The organism is Mesorhizobium sp. WSM4813 (genome assembly GCF_055811555.1).
In genome coordinates, this window is record NZ_JBVVQU010000065.1 from 15,096 (window position 1) to 33,075 (window position 17,980).

Below are 17,980 nucleotides of genomic sequence, written 5' to 3' on the forward strand. Positions count from 1 at the left end.
ACTCGGACACTGGCTGCCTGTGGGAATGTCCACGAGGCGACACTTGGGTGAATCATATATGGGCACGTCGAGTAAGATGACGAGACGATATTTCGGAACGGACGGGATCCGGGGAGGGGCCAACAAATTTCCGATGACCGCCGAGGTTGCGATGAAGGTCGGCATGGCTGCCGGCCTGTCGTTCCAGCGCGGCCACCATCGCCATCGCGTCGTGCTCGGCAAGGATACGCGGCTGTCGGGCTATATGATCGAGAACGCGCTGGTCGCGGGCTTCTGTGCCGCCGGCATGGATGTGTTCCTGCTGGGGCCGATTCCGACGCCGGCGGTCGCCATGCTGGCGCGGTCGCTGCGCGCCGATATCGGCGTGATGATCTCGGCCTCGCACAACCCCTATTACGATAACGGCATCAAGCTGTTCGGCCCCGACGGCTACAAGCTGTCGGACGAGATCGAGATGCGCATCGAGGCGCTGCTCGACCAGGATGTCGACATTTCGCTGGCCGACGCGGATGGGCTCGGGCGCGCCAAGCGCGTGGACGGCGTGCACGACCGCTATATCGAATTCGCCAAGCGCACTCTGCCGCGGTCCATGTCGCTGGCGGGCCTGCGCATCGTGGTCGATTGCGCCAACGGCGCCGCCTACAAGGTGGCGCCGGCAGCGCTTTGGGAACTCGGCGCCGAGGTCATCACCATCAACAACGAGCCGAACGGCTTCAACATCAACGAGGAATGCGGTTCGACGCACCCGGTGGGCCTTTCCAAGAAGGTTCATGAAGTGCGCGCCGACATCGGCATAGCGCTCGATGGCGACGCCGACCGCATGGTCATCGTCGACGAGAACGGCGCTGTCGTCGACGGCGACCAGATCATGGCGCTGATCGCCGAATCCTGGCATCAGAGCGGCCGCCTGGCAGGCGGCGGCGTCGTCGCCACCGTCATGTCCAATCTTGGCCTCGAACGCTTCCTCGGTGAAGCCGGCCTGCAATTTCACCGAACCCAGGTCGGCGACCGTTACGTGGTCGAGCACATGCGCGCGCATGGGCTGAATGTCGGCGGCGAGCAGTCCGGCCATATCGTGCTGTCTGATTTCTCCACCACCGGCGACGGGCTGGTCTCGGCGCTGCAGGTGCTGGCCTGCATCAAGCGCCAGAACAAGCCGGTCAGCGAGATCTGCAAAAAGTTCGAGCCGGTGCCGCAGCTCCTGAAGAATGTGCGCTTTTCCAGCGGCGAGCCCCTGGAGACGGCACCCGTCAAGGCCGCGATCGAGGATGCCCGCAACCGGCTCGGCAAGTCCGGCCGCCTGGTGATCCGGCCTTCCGGCACCGAGCCCCTGATTCGGGTTATGGCCGAGGGCGACGACCAGAAGCTGGTCGAGACGGTGGTGAACGACATCGTCGGCGTCATGGCCGAGATCAAGACCGCTGCCTAGACGCTATGACCGTGGTGTGATTGGCGGCCCGCCCTTAGTCTTTGCGGCTGTATAGCAAATGGGGGTTACTCGGGAGGGGTCTGTCGCAAATCGTGCTTCTGGTTACAACGAGACGCTTTCGCGCCGATGATCATGCTGCAAGGATTTCGAACTGCTCGGCGATCGAGGGACGTGGATTATGGCGAACCTCGCCTGCCGTTACGCATCATGTGAACCATCTCGATGCCGGAAAGGACGGCATCGGCACTCGCCATCGACTTGAAGCCGAGCATCGACCGAGTGCGGCGCTTGATGCGCCGATGGTCCTGATCCGATTGTTGAGGTACTTGCTCTTGCGGAGCGGATCGGCTTCAGCGCTGGTCGCGATCGATTCCGCAGGCGGTGTTCGGCGTCGCAGGAAATGATCGCCTCATGATTGGTCGGGCTGACGTCGAGTGCGAGGTTCTCGTCAAGTCACTCGCCCGACTTACTGGCGGTGACGAGCCTCACGTCCGCGATATTCTGGCGATGGGCAGGCAAGGGTTACCGCGCCGAGGATCCTCAAGCTATCCGCTGTGCCTGCCGACGCCTTACGGCAGCGCCCCGACATCGACGCCCTTGAGCTCGAGGTCGCTGCATCGCTCGCCGAGATCGGCGCGGCAAAAGCCGATCTCTATCCGAGCCTCAGCCTCGGCGGCTCGGTCAAGATCGACGGTTCATCGCTGATGGGAACCTCTCTGCCCTGGTCCTTCGGCCCGGCCGTCTCGATCCCGCTTTTTGACGGTGGCTCGCGCCGGGCGGCAGTGGGCAGCGCGGCAGCCGCATATAAGGTGGCGGTGGCCGCCTACAAATCAGGTGTGCCGGACGCGGTCGCCGAAGTCGAGACCGCACTCGTGCGGATTGACAGAACGCGACGGCAGATCGGCGACGCCAGTGTCGCGGCGCGCAACTACCGCGCCTACTTCAAAGCCGTGGATTCGAACTGGAAGCCAGATGCAGCGTGGTGAAGCCTAATGGCCAACGCGCGTGGCGGGCGCCTTTGGCTCGACGTTTTGTGGGAGGGCAAAAACTTACGGTGACGGCAAGCAGTCGGCAACCTCGCCGAATGCCATCAGAGCTTGTGCAAGAGATCCATAGCCTGGATGTATGGCATTCAACCAATCGATTTTACGAATTTGCGGGCATGCTCCATTAGAAGAACAACAATTGACCGAAAGCAAGTACGCCGACACCTTCTGCCGGCAACTTTCTTACTTATGTTATGGGCGAGTGCGGCATATCGGCCGAATTCGATCCAGCGGATGATCTAGAAGGGCACCATTTTAACATCGTTGGTGCGAGGACTCAGTTCATCCAATTAAACCAGGAATTTCATCAGGTCTTCTATGCCGCGAGACTTTCGAGCCGATGTCCAGGCCTTGCGGGGTCTATCTGTCCTGCTGGTTGTCCTTTATCATACCCAAATCGCGCCGTTTGGTTATCTCGGCGTTGATATTTTCTTCGTAATTTCGGGATTTCTGATCACCGGCCTCATCGCGACCCAGCTTGAGCAGTCACGGTTCAGCTATTGGGAATTCTATTATCGTCGTGCGAAGCGCCTGTTGCCCGCGGCCTATGTGGTCATTGCGCTCACGACGATCGCTGCCCCCTTTTTCCTGTCGGATGTGGGCCTGCGGGACTTCCGAAGTCAGGTCCTCGGGGCGCTCACATTCACCGGCAACATCGTTCTCTGGTCTCAGGCGGACTATTTCGGCGAATCCGCCGAAACGAAGCCTCTCCTGCATTTCTGGTCGCTCGCTGTCGAAGAACAGTGTTATCTGCTGCTTCCTGCTTTCTTGGCCTTGGCTCCCAAGAGATGGCGGCTCACAGCGGTTAGTTTGCTCCTGGTTGCCAGCCTGGCACTGTGTCTCTACGTGGCCATTCGTCACCCATACGCTGCATTTTATCTTTTGCCGACCCGCTTTTGGGAAATAGCGATTGGTTCGCTCGGGGCATTGCTTCCCGCCAGCGCTCGCGTGGCGGCCAAGTTTGCGGCGCTGCGCCTCCCGGCGCTCGTGCTTATCCTCCTTATTCCCATTGGACTTAGTTCGCAGAACCCGATCGTGGATGCCGCTTTGGTTTGCTTGGCAACCCTGATCCTCCTGCTGTCGCCCAGCAGGGATAATGTGGCGGTTCGAAGCATGGCAAGGATCGGGGATATCTCGTACTCGCTCTATCTGGTCCATTGGCCGGTGCTTGTATACGTGCGGGCTGCTTGGCTGGCAGAGCCTCCCGCGCTTGCAATCTATGCGGCAGTTGCCTTCTCAGTTGTAGCCAGCTTAGTTCTTCACCGTTTCGTGGAAAAGCCGTTCCGGCAGGGATTCGTCGCATCTCGTGGAGGGATGGCCTCAGGACTCGTTGCCGCAACGGTTCTTCTCGGCTTCGCACGGCCAGTCGACATTGGCGCAGCCGAAAGTAGGGTTGGCTTTTCCGAGAGCCGACGGATCAATTACGGCCTGGGAAGGGCATGTGATCTCACATCTGGATCGCCTCCCCAGGGCATTCCCGAGGCCTGTCAGACGACGGGCAGGCCCGAAATGCTGGTTTGGGGCGATTCATTTGCCATGGCACTGGTTCCCGGCTTGGCCAAAACGATCGGAGAGGCCGGCCTGGCTCAGCTCACAATGAGCGGGTGCTTCCCCGCCATCGGCGTTGCTGCCTTCTCCAAGCGCGCAGCGTCTCCCTCCTTCGCCGAGGACTGTATTCGCTTCAATGACAGTGTTTTGGGTATCCTGAAAAATCGGCCGGGGATAAGGACCGTTGTCATTTCGAGCCCATTTGACGCCCCTGATTCAAAAGACTTCATGCTCCTTAAGAGGCGTGATGGGACATTCACGGAAGTTGAAACTTCGGTAGACGGAGCCGTTGAGGGTATCAAGTCCCTCGTCGACGCCGTTCGCGCTTTGGGCAGGCGAGTGGTCGTAGTTGCTCCCCCGCCAGTCGCAAGCTTCGATATCGGCGATTGCCTTGAGCGAAAGGTGAGGGGAAATCTTATGCTCGGGCGGCACAGTGACTGCGAAATTTATGTCGCCGATTACCGCCGGATGCGATCCCGCACTCTTGAGCTCTTGAACCAGGTGGCTTTGAAAGCTGACGTAGAGGTTGTCTCTTACCACGACTTTCTCTGCGACGACACAAAATGCAGAACCGAGATCGATGGCAAATTCCTCTACCGGGACAGCGGCCATCTTTCCTATGAAGGATCAGAAATCATCGCTCGAAAGACAAGTCTTGCTGAGAGGCTGATCAGGGCTGCTCGTTAGAGCGAATTTTTTAGGTGGAGTGAACCGCGAGCACTTTCGCGTGGCTCGCAATGAAAAGCGCATGAGGATTTCGGACGCCCGCTGCGCCGAGCTGAAAGCGCACGAGGCGACGGCCCGCAAGGCTGCCAAGCGGAACGCGTTCCCGCACGGCGCTGATGATGAGCCGATCCGTTCCGGAGATCCGGCCGCAATGCAGCGGATTGTTACCCGCATTGAGGAATTGGGGCGCTCTGCCAACGCCATAAGCAGCTCTTGGACTTGCCGGTCTGCCGGATCATGTCGACGGTGCCGACGTCATCGTCGGTCCCGGTTCGGAGCCGCCTCAAGAACATGGAAACCTCTGTCATCAGACATAGGCGCAGACATAGAAATTGACACCGTAAGCTCCCCCGGCTCATTCAGTGTCATCATCTCTCGCCCATCATCTCATGCCACTCAGATGAGATCGCGCCTGCTTCTGTTGTCCCACTCCATTGTCAGCATCAGAATCAGAAAGGAGTTAATTGCTTTTCATGCGTTTGAAACAAACAGTTCATGAATAATTATGACGGTTTATATTTTGCTACATAATATTAATATAATATGAACTCACTGGGGCTGCCCGTCAAAGAGGTGGCGCCACACGCCAGACACGCTTCAGGTTGGAAGCGTAGAAATAGCGGCATAAATCGTGTCGTTGGCATGAGTCCAGTATCGCGGCCGAGATAGGAAACACCACTCCCGGCGGGTTGAAGCTGCGCATGGCAAGCACGTGATGGATCAGGTTGCAGTGAATGCGGCCGTTACCGTCCCCGAAAAAAGGATGCATGTAGACAAGGCCGAAGGCGAGGATCGCGGCGCTGTAGCGAGCGAGCGGCGTAGCGGCGGTCATTGATGTTCTTCGGTAGGGTTGGGTTGCTGACACAACCTGCGAAGCAACCACCGATGACCAAGCCCCAAACCTTTTCCGACCGGCTCCGTTCCAAAAAAGGGGGCGGCATTGCCGCCGCCCTTTGAGATTGGTGAGAGGCGCAGAGCTTAGAAACCCATGCCGCCCATACCGCCCATGCCGCCGCCGCGATGCAGCCCTGAAAGAGTCGAGCGAATCGATGGTATGGGGAAGGTCGAGCCACAGGATGAATCCACACTGCGGATTGGTAACCTTTGTGCCTTCCGCGACCGCCAGCGCGCTTCGTCGCACCGTAGAGAGCGAGTGTGAGGCGCTGAGCATCTAGTAGCGCCCGAGACGTGCCGAGCTTTTGCGTGGAGCCATGCGGGATGTCTCCTGTAGCATTATCTCCCGCAACCAGAGGCTTGCCCGTTCATTGGAATGTATCTCTATCCACAGGGTGGATGCATCTCATCGAAACAAACGATTTTATCAATCTTCCGGAATCTCGCATTGACAGCACCTCACACGCCCTGATCGCCCGCTACCCTTATCGTGTGACGCTAGCGAAAAAAGAGCCCGAAGGAGAAATTTCCATGAGCTCAGACGTGCGATGGAAGTTGCCCCAGGAAAATGAGTTGCAGTTGGATGCCTACGCCGCAGACCAACCGGAACTCATCCGGTCTTTTTATTCCGATTGCTGTTGGTGAGTGGCACAAGCCTAGTCAGGGACGATTTTCGCGACGTGACTGGCAGAGGTATGGCGCCGCACCCACGTCAAAAGGCATTGCTATGGAAAGGAACAGAATGGCTGATCAACTCGCGACGGAAATCATTGCCACGATCAAGAACCGCGTCGAATCGGAGAGCGGCGAGAGTGCGTCCATCATCGGCGAAATAACGACTGCCACGGAACTGACCTCGCTCGGAGTCGATTCGCTGGGTCTGGCGGATCTCCTCTGGGATGTGGAGCAGGCCTACGACATCAAGATCGACATGAACGCGGCCGACGCCTGGTCGAATCTCAAGAATGTCGGCGACATGGTGGAAGCCGTCCGCGGTTTGCTCGCGAAGGAGGTCTGATTGGACAGGCGAGTCGTCATTACTGGGATGGGCGGGCTTTGCGGCCTAGGCAACAACGCCGCCTCTATCTGGAAAGAGATGCGCGAAGGCCGCTCCGCCGTCCGCCCGATGGTCACTTCCGAGCTTCATGAGATGAAGGGCACTGTCGGTACCGAGATCAAGGAGCTGCCGAAGCACGACATCGGCCGCAACCAGCTCGTCTCCATGGACCGCCTCAGCTTGCTCGCTGTGCTTGCAGCGCGCGAAGCCATGCAACACGCCGGACTTTCCTGCGACGAGGGAAATCCGTATCGCTTCGGCGCGGCAGTAGGCGTCTGCGGCTGGGGGTGGGGAACGGTCGAAGAAACCTACCGCGACCTCTTTTTGGACGGTGCGAGGCGTGTGGGCATTTACACTGCACCAAGGGGGTTGCCGAGCGCCGCTGCCAGCCAGGTCAGCATGAGCCTAGGCCTGCGCGGCCCGGTCTTTGCCATCGCCTCCGCATGCGCATCAGCCAACCATGCGATCGCTTCGGCGGCGGATCAGATCAGGCTCGGCCGGGCCGACGTGATGCTTGCCGGAGGCGCCGAGGCGCCACTCGTATGGCTTCAGATGAAGGCATGGGAAGCAATGCGCGCGCTCGCTCCGGATACTTGCCGGCCCTTCTCCGCCGACAGGAAGGGAGTGGTGATAGGTGAGGGTGCGGGCATGGCCGTGTTGGAAAGCTATGAGCATGCCGCGGCGCGCGGTGCCACAATGCTTGCTGAGATCGCAGGCATAGGCCTTTCCGCGGATGCCTTCCACATCGTCGCGCCGTCTATCGAGGGGCCGGAGGCCGCCATGCGCGCTTGCCTTGCCGACGCCGGGCTGAATGCCGAGGACGTGGATTACCTCAACGCCCACGGCACCGGCACCAAGGCCAACGATCAGACCGAGACGGCGGCGATCAAGCGCGTCTTCGGAGGCCATGCCTATTCGATGTCTGTCTCGTCCACCAAGTCCATGCACGCGCATTGCCTCGGCGCAGCGAGCGCACTTGAAATGATCGCCTCCGTGATGGCGATCCAGGAGGGCGTCGTGCCGCCGACCGCCAATTATCGCGAGCCAGACCCCGATTGCGATCTCGACGTCACGCCCAATGTGGCGCGCGAGCGCAAGGTGCGCGTGGCACTGAGCAACGCCTTCGCCATGGGCGGCATGAACGCAGTTCTGGCGTTCAAGCAGGTGTAGAAGCCATGCGACATTCCTCCAGTAACTCTATCTCTCATTTCCAAATCTTTGCCGGATCACGATTGTGAAGGGCGTGGCCTTGGACCGCCTCGGTGAATGCGCTGCGGAAGCTGGACGAGCCGGGGCACGTTTTTGCAAAATTCTCAGCTGTTGAAGCGACGTGGACGTACCGCTACCCGGAAGATTAAGCGAGGCCCTCCGAGTTCGGCTCGAGGCCTGTCCAGCAGCTGTACCCGATAATGTCTGGACGGCGCAGGGCCGCCAGTGACCGCTTCCGTGCGAAGCCGGTCCTTAGAAAGGGAATCGATAAATGTTCGATCTGACCGGCCGCAACGCGCTCGTCACCGGAGCAAGCGGTGGAATCGGCGAGGCTGTGGCGCGGGCGCTGCACGCGCAGGGCGCAACCGTCGGCCTGCACGGCACGCGTGTCGAAAAGCTCGAGGCGTTGGCTGCCGAGCTTGGCGAGCGGACAAAACTGTTTCCGGCGAACCTCTCGAACCGCGACGAGGTCAAGGTGCTGGGCGCAAAGGCGGAAGCCGAACTCGAAGGCGTCGACATACTGGTCAACAATGCCGGGATCACCAAGGACGGGCTTTTTATCCGGATGTCGGACGCGGACTGGGACGCGGTACTCGAGGTCAACCTGACCGCCGTGTTCCGGCTCACACGCGAACTGACCTATTCGATGATGCGCCGCCGCAACGGCCGCATCATCAACATCACCTCCGTGTCCGGTGTAACCGGCAATCCCGGCCAGGCGAACTATTGCGCGTCAAAGGCTGGCATGATCGGCATGTCGAAATCGCTGGCACAGGAGATCGCGACGCGCGGCGTGACAGTGAACTGCGTGGCGCCGGGCTTCATCGAATCGGCCATGACTGACAAGCTGAACGACAAGCAGAAAGAAGCGATCATGGCCGCGATTCCGGCCAGGCGCATGGGCACCGGCGTGGAAGTCGCCTCGGCTGTGGTCTACCTGGCCTCGAACGAGGCCGCCTACATCACCGGCCAAACCGTTCATGTGAACGGCGGCATGGCAATGATTTAGCCTAAAAGTTCAGTGCGCACGAGGACGCGTATCAACGGTGGAGGAAGGTTCCGTCCCAGATAGCAGTCGATTGGGCCGGCAGCTGACGAGCGGGTCGGTCGGGCAACTGGCCGGGTCGAAGCCTCGTGTGATAAAGGCCGCCTTGGGCGCAGGTTTAGATCAAGCGCTTTGAAACGCAGGGCTATTCCTATCCATGGTGTGGATGCATTCATGGAAACAAACGATTTGCCAATTCTGCAGAACGTCGCCTAGCAAGATATCAAGGATCTAAGCCAAAAGGTAATTAACGATGTTTGTATTGGCTCCGAGCAGCATTTTCTGGTGTACGCCTTCCGTGTGCGCCGAACACAACGGAGTCGCATCTTGATTGCGGCTAGTTTCTTCCGTGATCTGAGCAAGCTACATCGACCCGGCTCGATTCGACAAACGTCCCTATGCGTAGGGGCTTACCTCAACAAAGCAGCAACAAAGATGAGGTTTTTCCATGTACTCTGACGTGCGGTGGAAGTTGTGCTGGGAAAATGAGTTGCAACAGGCCGACCATGTCGAACTCTCCGAGTTCTTCCGAAAGACCTACGGACCGACTGGGGCCTCCAACTCAGAGCCATTCGAAGGCGGCCGTAGCTGGGCCGGTGCGAGGCCGGAGCTCCGCGCAATCAGTTACGACGCGCACGGCGTAGCGGCTCATATCGGCATACTACGCCGCTTCATCAAGGTTGACGAGGTAGACCTCCTGGTGGCCGACCTGGGGTTGTACGGGGTGCGTCCGGATCTTGAGGGACAAGGGATCGGTCATTCAATGCGCGTTCTATATCCAGTAATGCAGCAGCTTGGGGTTCCATTCGCTTTCGGCACCGTTCGGCACGCAATGCGGAACCATTTTGAGAGGATCTGCAGAGACGGCCTGGCGGCTATTGTGTCGGGCGTTCGCGTGCGGTCCACTCTGGCAGATGTGTGTCTTGACCTGCCGCCCACGCGCGTCGAGGACGTGCTCGTCGTGGTTGTGCCGATTGGACGCTCGATGAGCGAGTGGCCGTCCGGCACCCTGATCGTTCGGAACGGTCCGGAGCTATGAGACATCTTGAAGTGCCGGGTGATGGCGCTGAGGGCACCAGAGCGGAGGATTTTTGCAGAGCTACTAGGACTGAATACGCGTTCCCATTCACATTAGCTGTGGATCAAGGCTGAATTAGCGTGCAGATCTGCGATCTAAATCGATCCGAGCGCGAGCTTCCGCGCACCGACGTTTCAGACCTGAATCCCGTCACCCTGAAATCGACGGGCATCGACTATCCCAAAATCGAGCCCTTCGAGGTGCACAGGATATCTGGAGAGATGTTCGCCTGTTCGCAGGCGAACATGGTTCCGGTGCGCTCCCCAACCGGTCATCACTTCGTCGGCGATCAGGAGCGTGCCGGAGGCCTCAGTGATCTTCTTCAATTCGGTCAGAACCCAGGCCGGGTACATCAGCATGCCGCCGGCGCCGAGCACGAGACCGATGTCGAGAATGGGCGCGCTGCGGGTAAGCCAGCCACCGATATGCGGTCCACGCCGGTCGCCGCAATTGCCGGGCGCTCGCCCGCGTTACTCAAGCCCGAGGCCTCGGTGATCGCGCTGCGCCCGACATAGGCACAGCTTGCGCAAGCTCCTCGACCGACATGTTGTCGAGGAGCATGCCGTCGACGCCCACTGTAAGCGCTATCTCCAACTGGTCCAGCCTGTCCACCTCTACCTCGATCTTGACCATGTGACCTATGGCGCTAGGCGCCCGCTCGATTGCGGTGCGGATGTCGCCGGCAATGGCGATGTGGTTGTCCTTGAGCACCGCGTCGTCGAGCGCGAAGCGGTATTGGCGCCTGACCGCGTATCGCTTCGACAAACAACGCGGCCGTAGCCGTAGCAATGCCGCTCAGACGGCACAGAAAATCGAGCGCGGTCCGCTCAGCAGGCTTCGCGCCGGCCCGTTTACCATCGCAATGGTTTGACCTGCTCGACATCGCTGCCGTCCGGCCGCCGGATTTGCACATCGATTGCTGGATCGACGAGCAAGAAAGAAAACGCCACAGGTCGAGCCCCGCACCCACGCCCGCTTGGCGCGCGTTAAGCGAAAGCGTGGCTTTGCATCGGCGGCGATAATTGCATCGCTCGTGATATCGCCGGCTCTGCCCAGGTCTTCCAGCAGGGATGATGATCTGAGGAAGTGTGCAAGTGAAGTCATGTCAACGGCTCCGTCGGATGTCGTCGTTGCGGTCGCGCTCATGGCCGGCTGACTTGGGTCATGCTGCGTGCTGCCGCCGTAAGCTTCCGCTGGGATTAGCAGTGACGCACAACGAGAGGGTTCAGGTCAACGCCCTGGAACCCAGGTCACTAGCCATCCACAACGTGGATGCGTTTCATCGAAACAGACGATTTTACGAATGTTGCGGCACGTTGCATAGAACGAATTCAAAGATGTAAGCCTTTAGGGAAAGTCGTTGATGTCTGCGTTGGCTCCAAAGAGCATTTTCTGGTGTGCGCCGAATACCAGCCTAGGCGCGCGTCCATCGCGGCCAGGCACTTCCGCGATCGACGCAAGCTGCATCGCATTGGCGCAGCACGACAAGCTCCCCGAATTGCGCAGGCGCTTGCCTCAAAGGCAGCAGCAAAGCTGAGGTTTGTGGTTGTTTTGGAAAGAGGCAATTTAGATGCTTGTTGATGGCTCAAAGATGGATCGGTTCGTTGTTTCTCGACGGCGCGAGGGTCTCGGTGATTGCTTGTGGTCTCTCGCGTCGGCATGGGACTACGCACATCGGACGGGACGGGCTTTAGCAATAGATTGGCGCGGCTCTTGTTACCTCGACAACCCGTTTGCGAATGCCTTTCCGGCTTTCTTCAAGCCAATTGAAGAGATCGGTGGTGTACGGGTCATTTGCGATGACGAGATCAACCACGTCTCATTCCCCGGTCCCTTCTTCCCGTCTTGGTGGAACAAGCCATCCATCGACTGCGTGTACCGTCCGGATGAACAGATTTTCCAAGAACGTGACGAGCTTAACGATCTTTTCCAGGCCCAAGATGATTGTGAAGCCAACACGGTAGTGTGTGATGCTTGCTTGATGTGGCGCTGCGATGAGCAAGCCGAGCGAACGATATTTCGGAGCATCAGACCGAGGGTCGAAATTGAGGATCGGATTGAAGCGCTCTACCAGGAACACTTTGCCGGGCACAGCATAATTGGGGTCCATGTCCGCCACGGCAACGGCGGAGATATTATGGATCACGCACCTTACTGGGCTGATCCAAAGGTTGCCTTAGAGCAGGTATGCACTGCCATTCGTATGGCCAAAGCGCAACCGCATCCAAGGCCTGTAAGGGTGTTCTTGTGTACAGACAGCGCCCAGGTTGTTGATCACTTGTCGGGCGTATTTCCCGAACTTTTCACCGTCCCAAAACGCTTCCAAGCGGATCAGGCCGGCCCCTTAAACAGTGCAGCACTGGGCATTGACGGGGGTTTTTCCGCTCTCGTTGAGATGTATCTCCTTGGTAGATGCGACACTGTAATTCGGTTTCCTCCGACTAGCGCCTTCTCCCGCTATGCCCGCCTCTTCGTGCCACGAATTGTCGAATTCGATCTGAATGACCCGCGTCGTTTGATCTTGATTGATAACTCTTTCGACCGTTCCCCGACCCCATGAAGGGGTTGGCATCCCGCTCTAACTCTCCCTTGCCTTCGCGCAGAGGCCCCGTTCGCCCTGCCCAATGCGCCCCTTTCTCGCCACGCAATCCTGCCGCAGGCGAGCATTTTCTTCGGCGCGTCAAAATCAAAAGGATTCAAGCTTGTCAAAGAGAAAAGTCGCTTTAATCACCGGGGTCACGGGGCAAGACGGTTCCTACCTCGCAGAATTGCTGCTGGAAAAGGGCTATTCTGTGCATGGGATAAAAAGACGATCGTCTCTTTTCAATACGGGCCGTATAGACCATCTCTATCATGATCCTCATGAAAGTGGCGTTGATCTTACACTTCACCACGGGGACTTGACAGACTCGTCCAGCCTTACGCGCGTCATCCAACTGGTTCAGCCGGACGAAATTTACAATCTGGCAGCTCAGAGCCACGTTGCAGTCTCCTTTGAACAACCAGAATACACCGCGAACTCGGACGCGTTGGGTGCGCTGCGTATCCTCGAGGCAATTCGGATCCTGGGGCTCGTCGAGCATACGCGCTACTACCAAGCCTCGACGTCTGAGCTCTACGGGCTGGTGCGGGAAACGCCACAGACCGAGACGACACCGTTCTACCCCCGATCACCCTACGCTGTTGCCAAATTGTATGCTCACTGGATCACCGTAAATTATCGAGAAGCTTACAACTTGTACGCATGTAACGGAATTTTATTTAATCATGAGTCACCCGCGCGCGGAGAAACATTTGTAACGCGAAAAATCACGCGCGCCCTGGCTCGGATTAAGCTTGGAATGCAGCCGAATCTATTCTTGGGCAACCTTAATGCTCTTCGCGATTGGGGGCACGCTCGAGACTACGTCCACATGCAGTGGTTGATGCTGCAGCAGGAGCAAGCTGAAGACTTTGTGATCGCTAGCGGTGAGCAACATTCGGTGCGCGAATTTGTCACCGTCGCGGCCGCTGAACTCGGCATTGGTGTTCGTTGGGTTGGGGAAGGGGTCGACGAAGAGGGATACGATGCAAAGACGGGAGCTTTGATCGTAAAAGTAGATCCCCGTTATTTTCGTCCTGCAGAAGTCGAGACACTTCTCGGCGATGCCCGCAAGGCCAAAGAAAAACTTGGGTGGGAGCCAAAAATCTCCTTCATTGAATTGGTTAGGGAGATGGTTCGGGAAGATTTGCGCATGGCAGAGCGTGACGCAGTGCTGATGACGCAGGGTTATTATTCATACAGTCCACGAGAGTTATGATGACAACGGCGGCGCCATGCTGGCTTGTTGTCAGCGTTAGGGTGGCCTTCTTAAGGAGCGTCCATAGCGTTATCACATGGGAAACAAAAAGATGAAGAAAGTCTATGTGGCAGGCCATAGCGGCCTTGTTGGATCCGCCACAATGAGTGCCCTCGAGGCGTTAGGATCGTATGAGATAATAACACGTACTCACGACCAACTGGATCTATTTGACCGGACCGAGACGCGCAGGTTCTTCATGTCGCGGCGGCCCGATTACGTCATTATGTGCGCCGCAAAGGTTGGTGGTATAATGGCGAACGCTAGCTCTCCTGTCGATTTCCTTCATAACAACCTCGCGATCCAACTCAGTGTTTTTGATGCCGCTTACGCTTCCGGCGTCGAACGGATGATTTTTCTTGGCTCCTCATGTATCTATCCACGCGACTGTCCGCAGCCGATACGGGAGGAATACCTTCTCACCGGTCCGCTTGAAGCGACAAATCGTCCCTTCGCTTTGGCAAAAATCGCAGGCGTCGAATCATGCTGGTCTTTTAACCGGCAGTACCAGACGCGCTATCTCGCGTTGATGCCGACCAGCTTATATGGTCCCGGCGATAATTATCACCCCGAAAAATGCCACGTTCTGCCTGCTCTGATACGCCGTTTTCATCAAGCTAAAATAAACGGCGACTCCTCGGTGGGGGTCTGGGGATCCGGAAACCCTCGGCGAGAGTTTATGTATTCGTCGGATATAGGCGATGCCATTGCGTTCCTGCTTGGCCTGCCAGATTCGGATTTTGACGCCTTGACAGCCCCCGACACTGCGCCCCTGATTAATGTTGGCGTTGGCGAGGATGTCACAATTCGCGAGGTGGCGGAACTCGTTAAGGCGGCGGTCTGCTGGGAGGGCAATTTGGTATTCGACACGACGAAGCCAGACGGTACTCAGCGCAAGTTACTGGACGTAACGCGCTTGCGTAAGCTTGGCTGGAAAGCCAAAACGTCTCTTGGTGCCGGGTTGCAAGCGACGTATGAGGATTTTCTTCGCCTTCATGGGGCTTGATGTGGATGCGCGCATCCTGGTTGGACTGCGTGTCCGACCGGGTGCAAGTTTGTTCAGTCAGGCCAAACAGAAGAGAGGGATGCATACATCTGAGGCGGCCGCAATATTGGCCTGTGCCAACGGTGCAAACCGGACCTCTCTGCGACCGGCGGTGCTGAGGATCACCCAAAAGCTTGCCCAGCGCATAACGGGCTGCACCTGGAACGGCTGTGCGTGAGCGCCGTCGACTCAAGCCGCCAGTTAGAACTGCTCGACCTCACGGGAGTCGCTGCTTAGGAACCTGCCGTCGATACGAACGCCAACCGGGGCCCGCCATGCCTCGGGGCAGGCCTTATCCAAGGCGGTGCATGCGGTAATGGCGGACGTGGACGTATGCTTTTCAACTCGCGCTTAACCGCAGGCGGGATCGTGTCCAGGATCGTGTCCCCCTAGGTGGTGTAGCTGACGGCATTGGTCGCCGTGCTCTCCGGCATGGGCCTGGCTGATCGGCTTGCTTCAGTCTGCGTTGTTAGCGCCGAACTCACTCGCCTCAAGGTCATGGCGCCAAAGCGCGGATTCGCGGCGCCATGGTGCGGGCGTTTACAACTCCTGCAGCAGCGGGTCTCGTTGATGAACCACTTGCCCTGAACAAATCGCGCGCGTGTGCAGCGCACAAAGCTATCGCGCAGCGCATCCTGACGCTCTGGGATGGCAGTGGCAGGTGACCGCCTATGCGGTGAGCAGGCGACGCTGCCATTGGCATGCACCCGGTGACCGCGCATGGCTTCAACATCGGCCCCGGCGGCCCGAGGCAACTCGCCCATGGTATCCTGACAGCATGGCGCGACCGTCGCGACATTGCCGATCCCGACATGCTCCACAGATATGAAAGCCGACTGCGCCTGTCGGCGGCGCCGCTCTACCATGCTACGAATATTCTCGTCGGACTCTACTCAAGCGAGCACCCGGCTGCACGGCTTGCAAGACATGTGGGGCTGCGCTTCGGCCAACATCTTCCCTTTGTCCGTCATGGCATTGCGGCCATTGCTGAGGCGGTGAACCACAGTCACAGCGTGCTGGCGTCGTAATAAGCTGGCGAGTGTGGTTCGATGTGAGCGGTCGCGGCTGCACGGGATCCACCATCCCATTGAACAGCATGACGCTTTCCGCCCCTTGTATACGCACAAGCGTGATCTGCTCTTTCAAGCGTTCCTGGTTCGGCCAGGGTCGGCTTTCGGTGCAATTATGGCATGGCCTCCCCTCTACGAGCGATCCGGTCGGGACTGCTCTGTCTTCGAACGAGAGAGGACCGCCGCGCTCCCTTCGAAGTTGACCTCCGCCTTATGGCCGTGACCTCCGACCCGCGTAGCGCGCAGCCGGTTCCGTGGTTGCACGCTCGTCGTTCTCCACCATGGTCAGCCGCATCCGGCGCAGCTGGTGATATTCTGCCTCCATCGGTCGTGCCCTGCCCAACACAGCGACCGGGCAACCCGGCATATGCGGCACAAAATGAGGTGGACGGCCGAACGAACCTGCACCTGTCCACCGCCCGAATTGGAAGCAGCGATCCACGGCATTGCCGCCTCGAGGTCTTTCAGGATTGCGGCTCGCTTCGCGGAGCCGACAAAGGCATCGCGGGCCACGCCCATTGGCGTGCGGCGTCTTGTGCCTGGTAGCACCGGTGAAGGGCTGTTCATGGATCAGACTGCGGCGGTCCTCCGGCCACTCCTCCACAAACTCGATCGCATCTGCGAGATCGACAATGCACAGGGTAGGATCCATGCTTGATGAAGACGAGGCTGCTGAATGCCGCGAGCCTCTTCCACTGCGGATCGTCAGCGTCTCAATCGCTGTGTGTGCGGGATTCCCGCCCACCGCAAAGCGTTTGTCGGCCAACGCCACACAGGCGCGGACCCAGCCACGCCCATTTCCGCCTTCGATGTGTTTAGGGCGTGGATGGTTGTCATCCGAACAATCAATTTTGCCAATCTTGCCGACCCTATTAGGAGTGTGACCGAAATCAAGTGCCTCGGCCTGCAGGCACGCCGGACGAAGAAGCCTGAGCACCAACCGCCTATGCCCATAGGAGTACAGAAGGCAACGATCCGAAGACAGTGGAAATTAGTGCCGGGACGTTCCTCCTCATCGGTGTCTATGCGCGCGTCAAACGGACTCTCATTCGCTGAATGGTCCCAGAAGTGCACGAGGTGGGCAACCACACGGTGAAGCGTGGTGGTGTTTTGACATCGGGTCTCACGAACGGCCCCGCTTTCAGAATTAGCGTGCCCGGGTCCCGACGCTATCTCTGACGGCGTTTTGCAGCGTCGGTGATTGCTGACTTAGCGAGGTGTGAATTTGACCCATAAAGTCGATCATGAACTGCTGAATCGAGAAATGGCCGCAGACGATCCATGGCGGCTCAATGGCAATCCGTTCGAGCGGGAGCGCCATACGCAAATTCTCAGGTGTCACTTGCGCAAGGTCCTGTCGCAAATGCGCTCGAAGTCGGGTGCGCTGCCGGCGCTTTTACGCAGCGGCTAGCCCCCAATTAAGGGGTTGCCCCGAGTGGGACAAGATGCCGAGTGTGATGTCGCAGATGAACGGCCGCGCTGGTCCGGCGCGCCTCACGACGGCGGGCGCATCCTGTCCAGCGAAGTAATAACCCATCAACTTTTCGCACGCACCCATATCGGCAACGCGCCGAGTTAGAAGACGCGGCCCGGCGAACCCCGCGCACTGGAAAAATGACGATGCCGAAATACAGGTTTCACAAGCTTGCAGCCATTGTTGTGCTTGTCGGTTTCGCTGCGTGGATGGCGACGGGCGAGTTCTCGTCGGTCGGCAGCGCGGCCGCCGACAAACCCGAGGCGGGGGAGGTCGAGCCGCCAAAGGCGGCCGACGCCGGCAAGGCCAAGCCCGTTGAGGCAGAACAGCCCAAGGCGACCTTGCGCACCGTCGCGACCATAACTCCGCCCAGGCGTAGCTATGCCCGCGCCATCCGGATTTCCGGGCTGACCGAAGCCGACAAGCGCGCCGTCCTGGCGACGCGCGTCGCCGGCGTCATCGACAAGCTGCCGGTCAAGCAGGGACAGCGCGTCAAGACCGGCGACCTCGTGCTGATGCT

Annotated in this window: 12 protein-coding genes and 6 pseudogenes; 14 read left to right on the plus strand and 4 right to left on the minus strand. The window is 58.7% G+C overall.

Annotation, left to right across the window (positions count from 1 at the left end):
• The first annotated feature begins 76 nt into the window (after positions 1-76).
• Positions 77-1,429, plus strand: a complete 1,353-nt coding sequence (glmM, locus tag AC0L25_RS27685; protein ID WP_473598419.1) for a phosphoglucosamine mutase — start codon at positions 77-79, stop codon at positions 1,427-1,429.
• Between the two features lie 130 nt (positions 1,430-1,559).
• On the opposite strand, the pseudogene AC0L25_RS27690 reads toward glmM, so the two are convergent.
• Positions 1,560-1,861: pseudogene (locus AC0L25_RS27690) on the minus strand (DDE-type integrase/transposase/recombinase); the annotation flags it as partial.
• A gap of 122 nt (positions 1,862-1,983) precedes the next feature.
• Between AC0L25_RS27690 and AC0L25_RS27695 the strand changes: the two are divergent.
• Together AC0L25_RS27695 and AC0L25_RS27700 are read left to right on the plus strand one after the other, a co-directional pair.
• Positions 1,984-2,415: a TolC family protein gene (locus AC0L25_RS27695; RefSeq protein WP_473598411.1), complete on the plus strand. Its 432-nt coding sequence runs from the start codon at positions 1,984-1,986 to the stop codon at positions 2,413-2,415.
• A gap of 378 nt (positions 2,416-2,793) precedes the next feature.
• Entirely contained in the window at positions 2,794-4,710 is a 1,917-nt protein-coding gene (locus tag AC0L25_RS27700) for an acyltransferase family protein (protein WP_473598412.1), read from the plus strand.
• A 604-nt stretch (positions 4,711-5,314) separates the two neighbouring features.
• On the opposite strand, the gene AC0L25_RS27705 is transcribed toward AC0L25_RS27700, so the two are convergent.
• The gene (locus AC0L25_RS27705) at positions 5,315-5,581 is read right to left on the minus strand and encodes a hypothetical protein (protein WP_473598413.1); all 267 of its coding nucleotides are present in this window, start codon (positions 5,579-5,581) and stop codon (positions 5,315-5,317) included.
• 386 nt (positions 5,582-5,967) lie between these two features.
• On the opposite strand from AC0L25_RS27705, the gene AC0L25_RS27710 reads away from it, so the two are divergent.
• From AC0L25_RS27710 to AC0L25_RS27730, 5 genes are all read left to right on the plus strand, one after another.
• On the plus strand, positions 5,968-6,288 hold the full coding sequence (locus AC0L25_RS27710; RefSeq protein ID WP_473598414.1) for a hypothetical protein: 321 nt from the start codon (positions 5,968-5,970) through the stop codon (positions 6,286-6,288).
• 97 nt (positions 6,289-6,385) lie between these two features.
• Positions 6,386-6,661, plus strand: a complete 276-nt coding sequence (locus tag AC0L25_RS27715; protein WP_473498024.1) for an acyl carrier protein — start codon at positions 6,386-6,388, stop codon at positions 6,659-6,661.
• On the plus strand, positions 6,662-7,870 hold the full coding sequence (locus AC0L25_RS27720; protein ID WP_473497997.1) for a beta-ketoacyl-[acyl-carrier-protein] synthase family protein: 1,209 nt from the start codon (positions 6,662-6,664) through the stop codon (positions 7,868-7,870).
• Positions 7,871-8,180: 310 nt separating this feature from the next.
• Positions 8,181-8,918: a 3-oxoacyl-[acyl-carrier-protein] reductase gene (gene fabG / locus AC0L25_RS27725; protein ID WP_473598415.1), complete on the plus strand. Its 738-nt coding sequence runs from the start codon at positions 8,181-8,183 to the stop codon at positions 8,916-8,918.
• A gap of 484 nt (positions 8,919-9,402) precedes the next feature.
• A complete protein-coding gene (locus AC0L25_RS27730; RefSeq protein ID WP_473498000.1) occupies positions 9,403-9,993 on the plus strand; it encodes a NodA family N-acyltransferase in 591 nt (196 codons plus the stop codon).
• A 229-nt stretch (positions 9,994-10,222) separates the two neighbouring features.
• On the opposite strand, the pseudogene AC0L25_RS27735 reads toward AC0L25_RS27730, so the two are convergent.
• Positions 10,223-10,415, minus strand: a pseudogene (locus AC0L25_RS27735) (aminotransferase class III-fold pyridoxal phosphate-dependent enzyme); the annotation flags it as partial.
• Positions 10,410-11,136: pseudogene (locus tag AC0L25_RS27740) on the minus strand (beta/alpha barrel domain-containing protein); the annotation flags it as partial. The pseudogenes AC0L25_RS27740 and AC0L25_RS27735, both read right to left, overlap by 6 nt.
• Before the next feature lie 466 nt (positions 11,137-11,602).
• Between AC0L25_RS27740 and AC0L25_RS27745 the strand changes: the two are divergent.
• The 6 genes and pseudogenes from AC0L25_RS27745 to AC0L25_RS27770 form a co-directional block, all read left to right on the plus strand.
• On the plus strand, positions 11,603-12,592 hold the full coding sequence (locus tag AC0L25_RS27745) for a nodulation protein NodZ (RefSeq protein ID WP_473598416.1): 990 nt from the start codon (positions 11,603-11,605) through the stop codon (positions 12,590-12,592).
• 142 nt (positions 12,593-12,734) lie between these two features.
• Positions 12,735-13,832 (plus strand): GDP-mannose 4,6-dehydratase, encoded by a 1,098-nt coding sequence (gmd, locus tag AC0L25_RS27750; RefSeq protein ID WP_473598417.1) that lies wholly within the window; start codon positions 12,735-12,737, stop codon positions 13,830-13,832.
• A 91-nt stretch (positions 13,833-13,923) separates the two neighbouring features.
• Complete coding sequence (locus AC0L25_RS27755) at positions 13,924-14,877, plus strand: GDP-L-fucose synthase family protein (RefSeq protein WP_473498006.1); 954 nt, start codon at positions 13,924-13,926, stop codon at positions 14,875-14,877.
• A gap of 722 nt (positions 14,878-15,599) precedes the next feature.
• Positions 15,600-15,944: pseudogene (locus tag AC0L25_RS27760) on the plus strand (hypothetical protein); the annotation flags it as partial.
• A gap of 1,306 nt (positions 15,945-17,250) precedes the next feature.
• Positions 17,251-17,405 (plus strand): annotated as a pseudogene (locus tag AC0L25_RS27765) (SAM-dependent methyltransferase); the annotation flags it as partial.
• A gap of 201 nt (positions 17,406-17,606) precedes the next feature.
• Positions 17,607-17,980, plus strand: a pseudogene (locus tag AC0L25_RS27770) (efflux RND transporter periplasmic adaptor subunit); the annotation flags it as partial.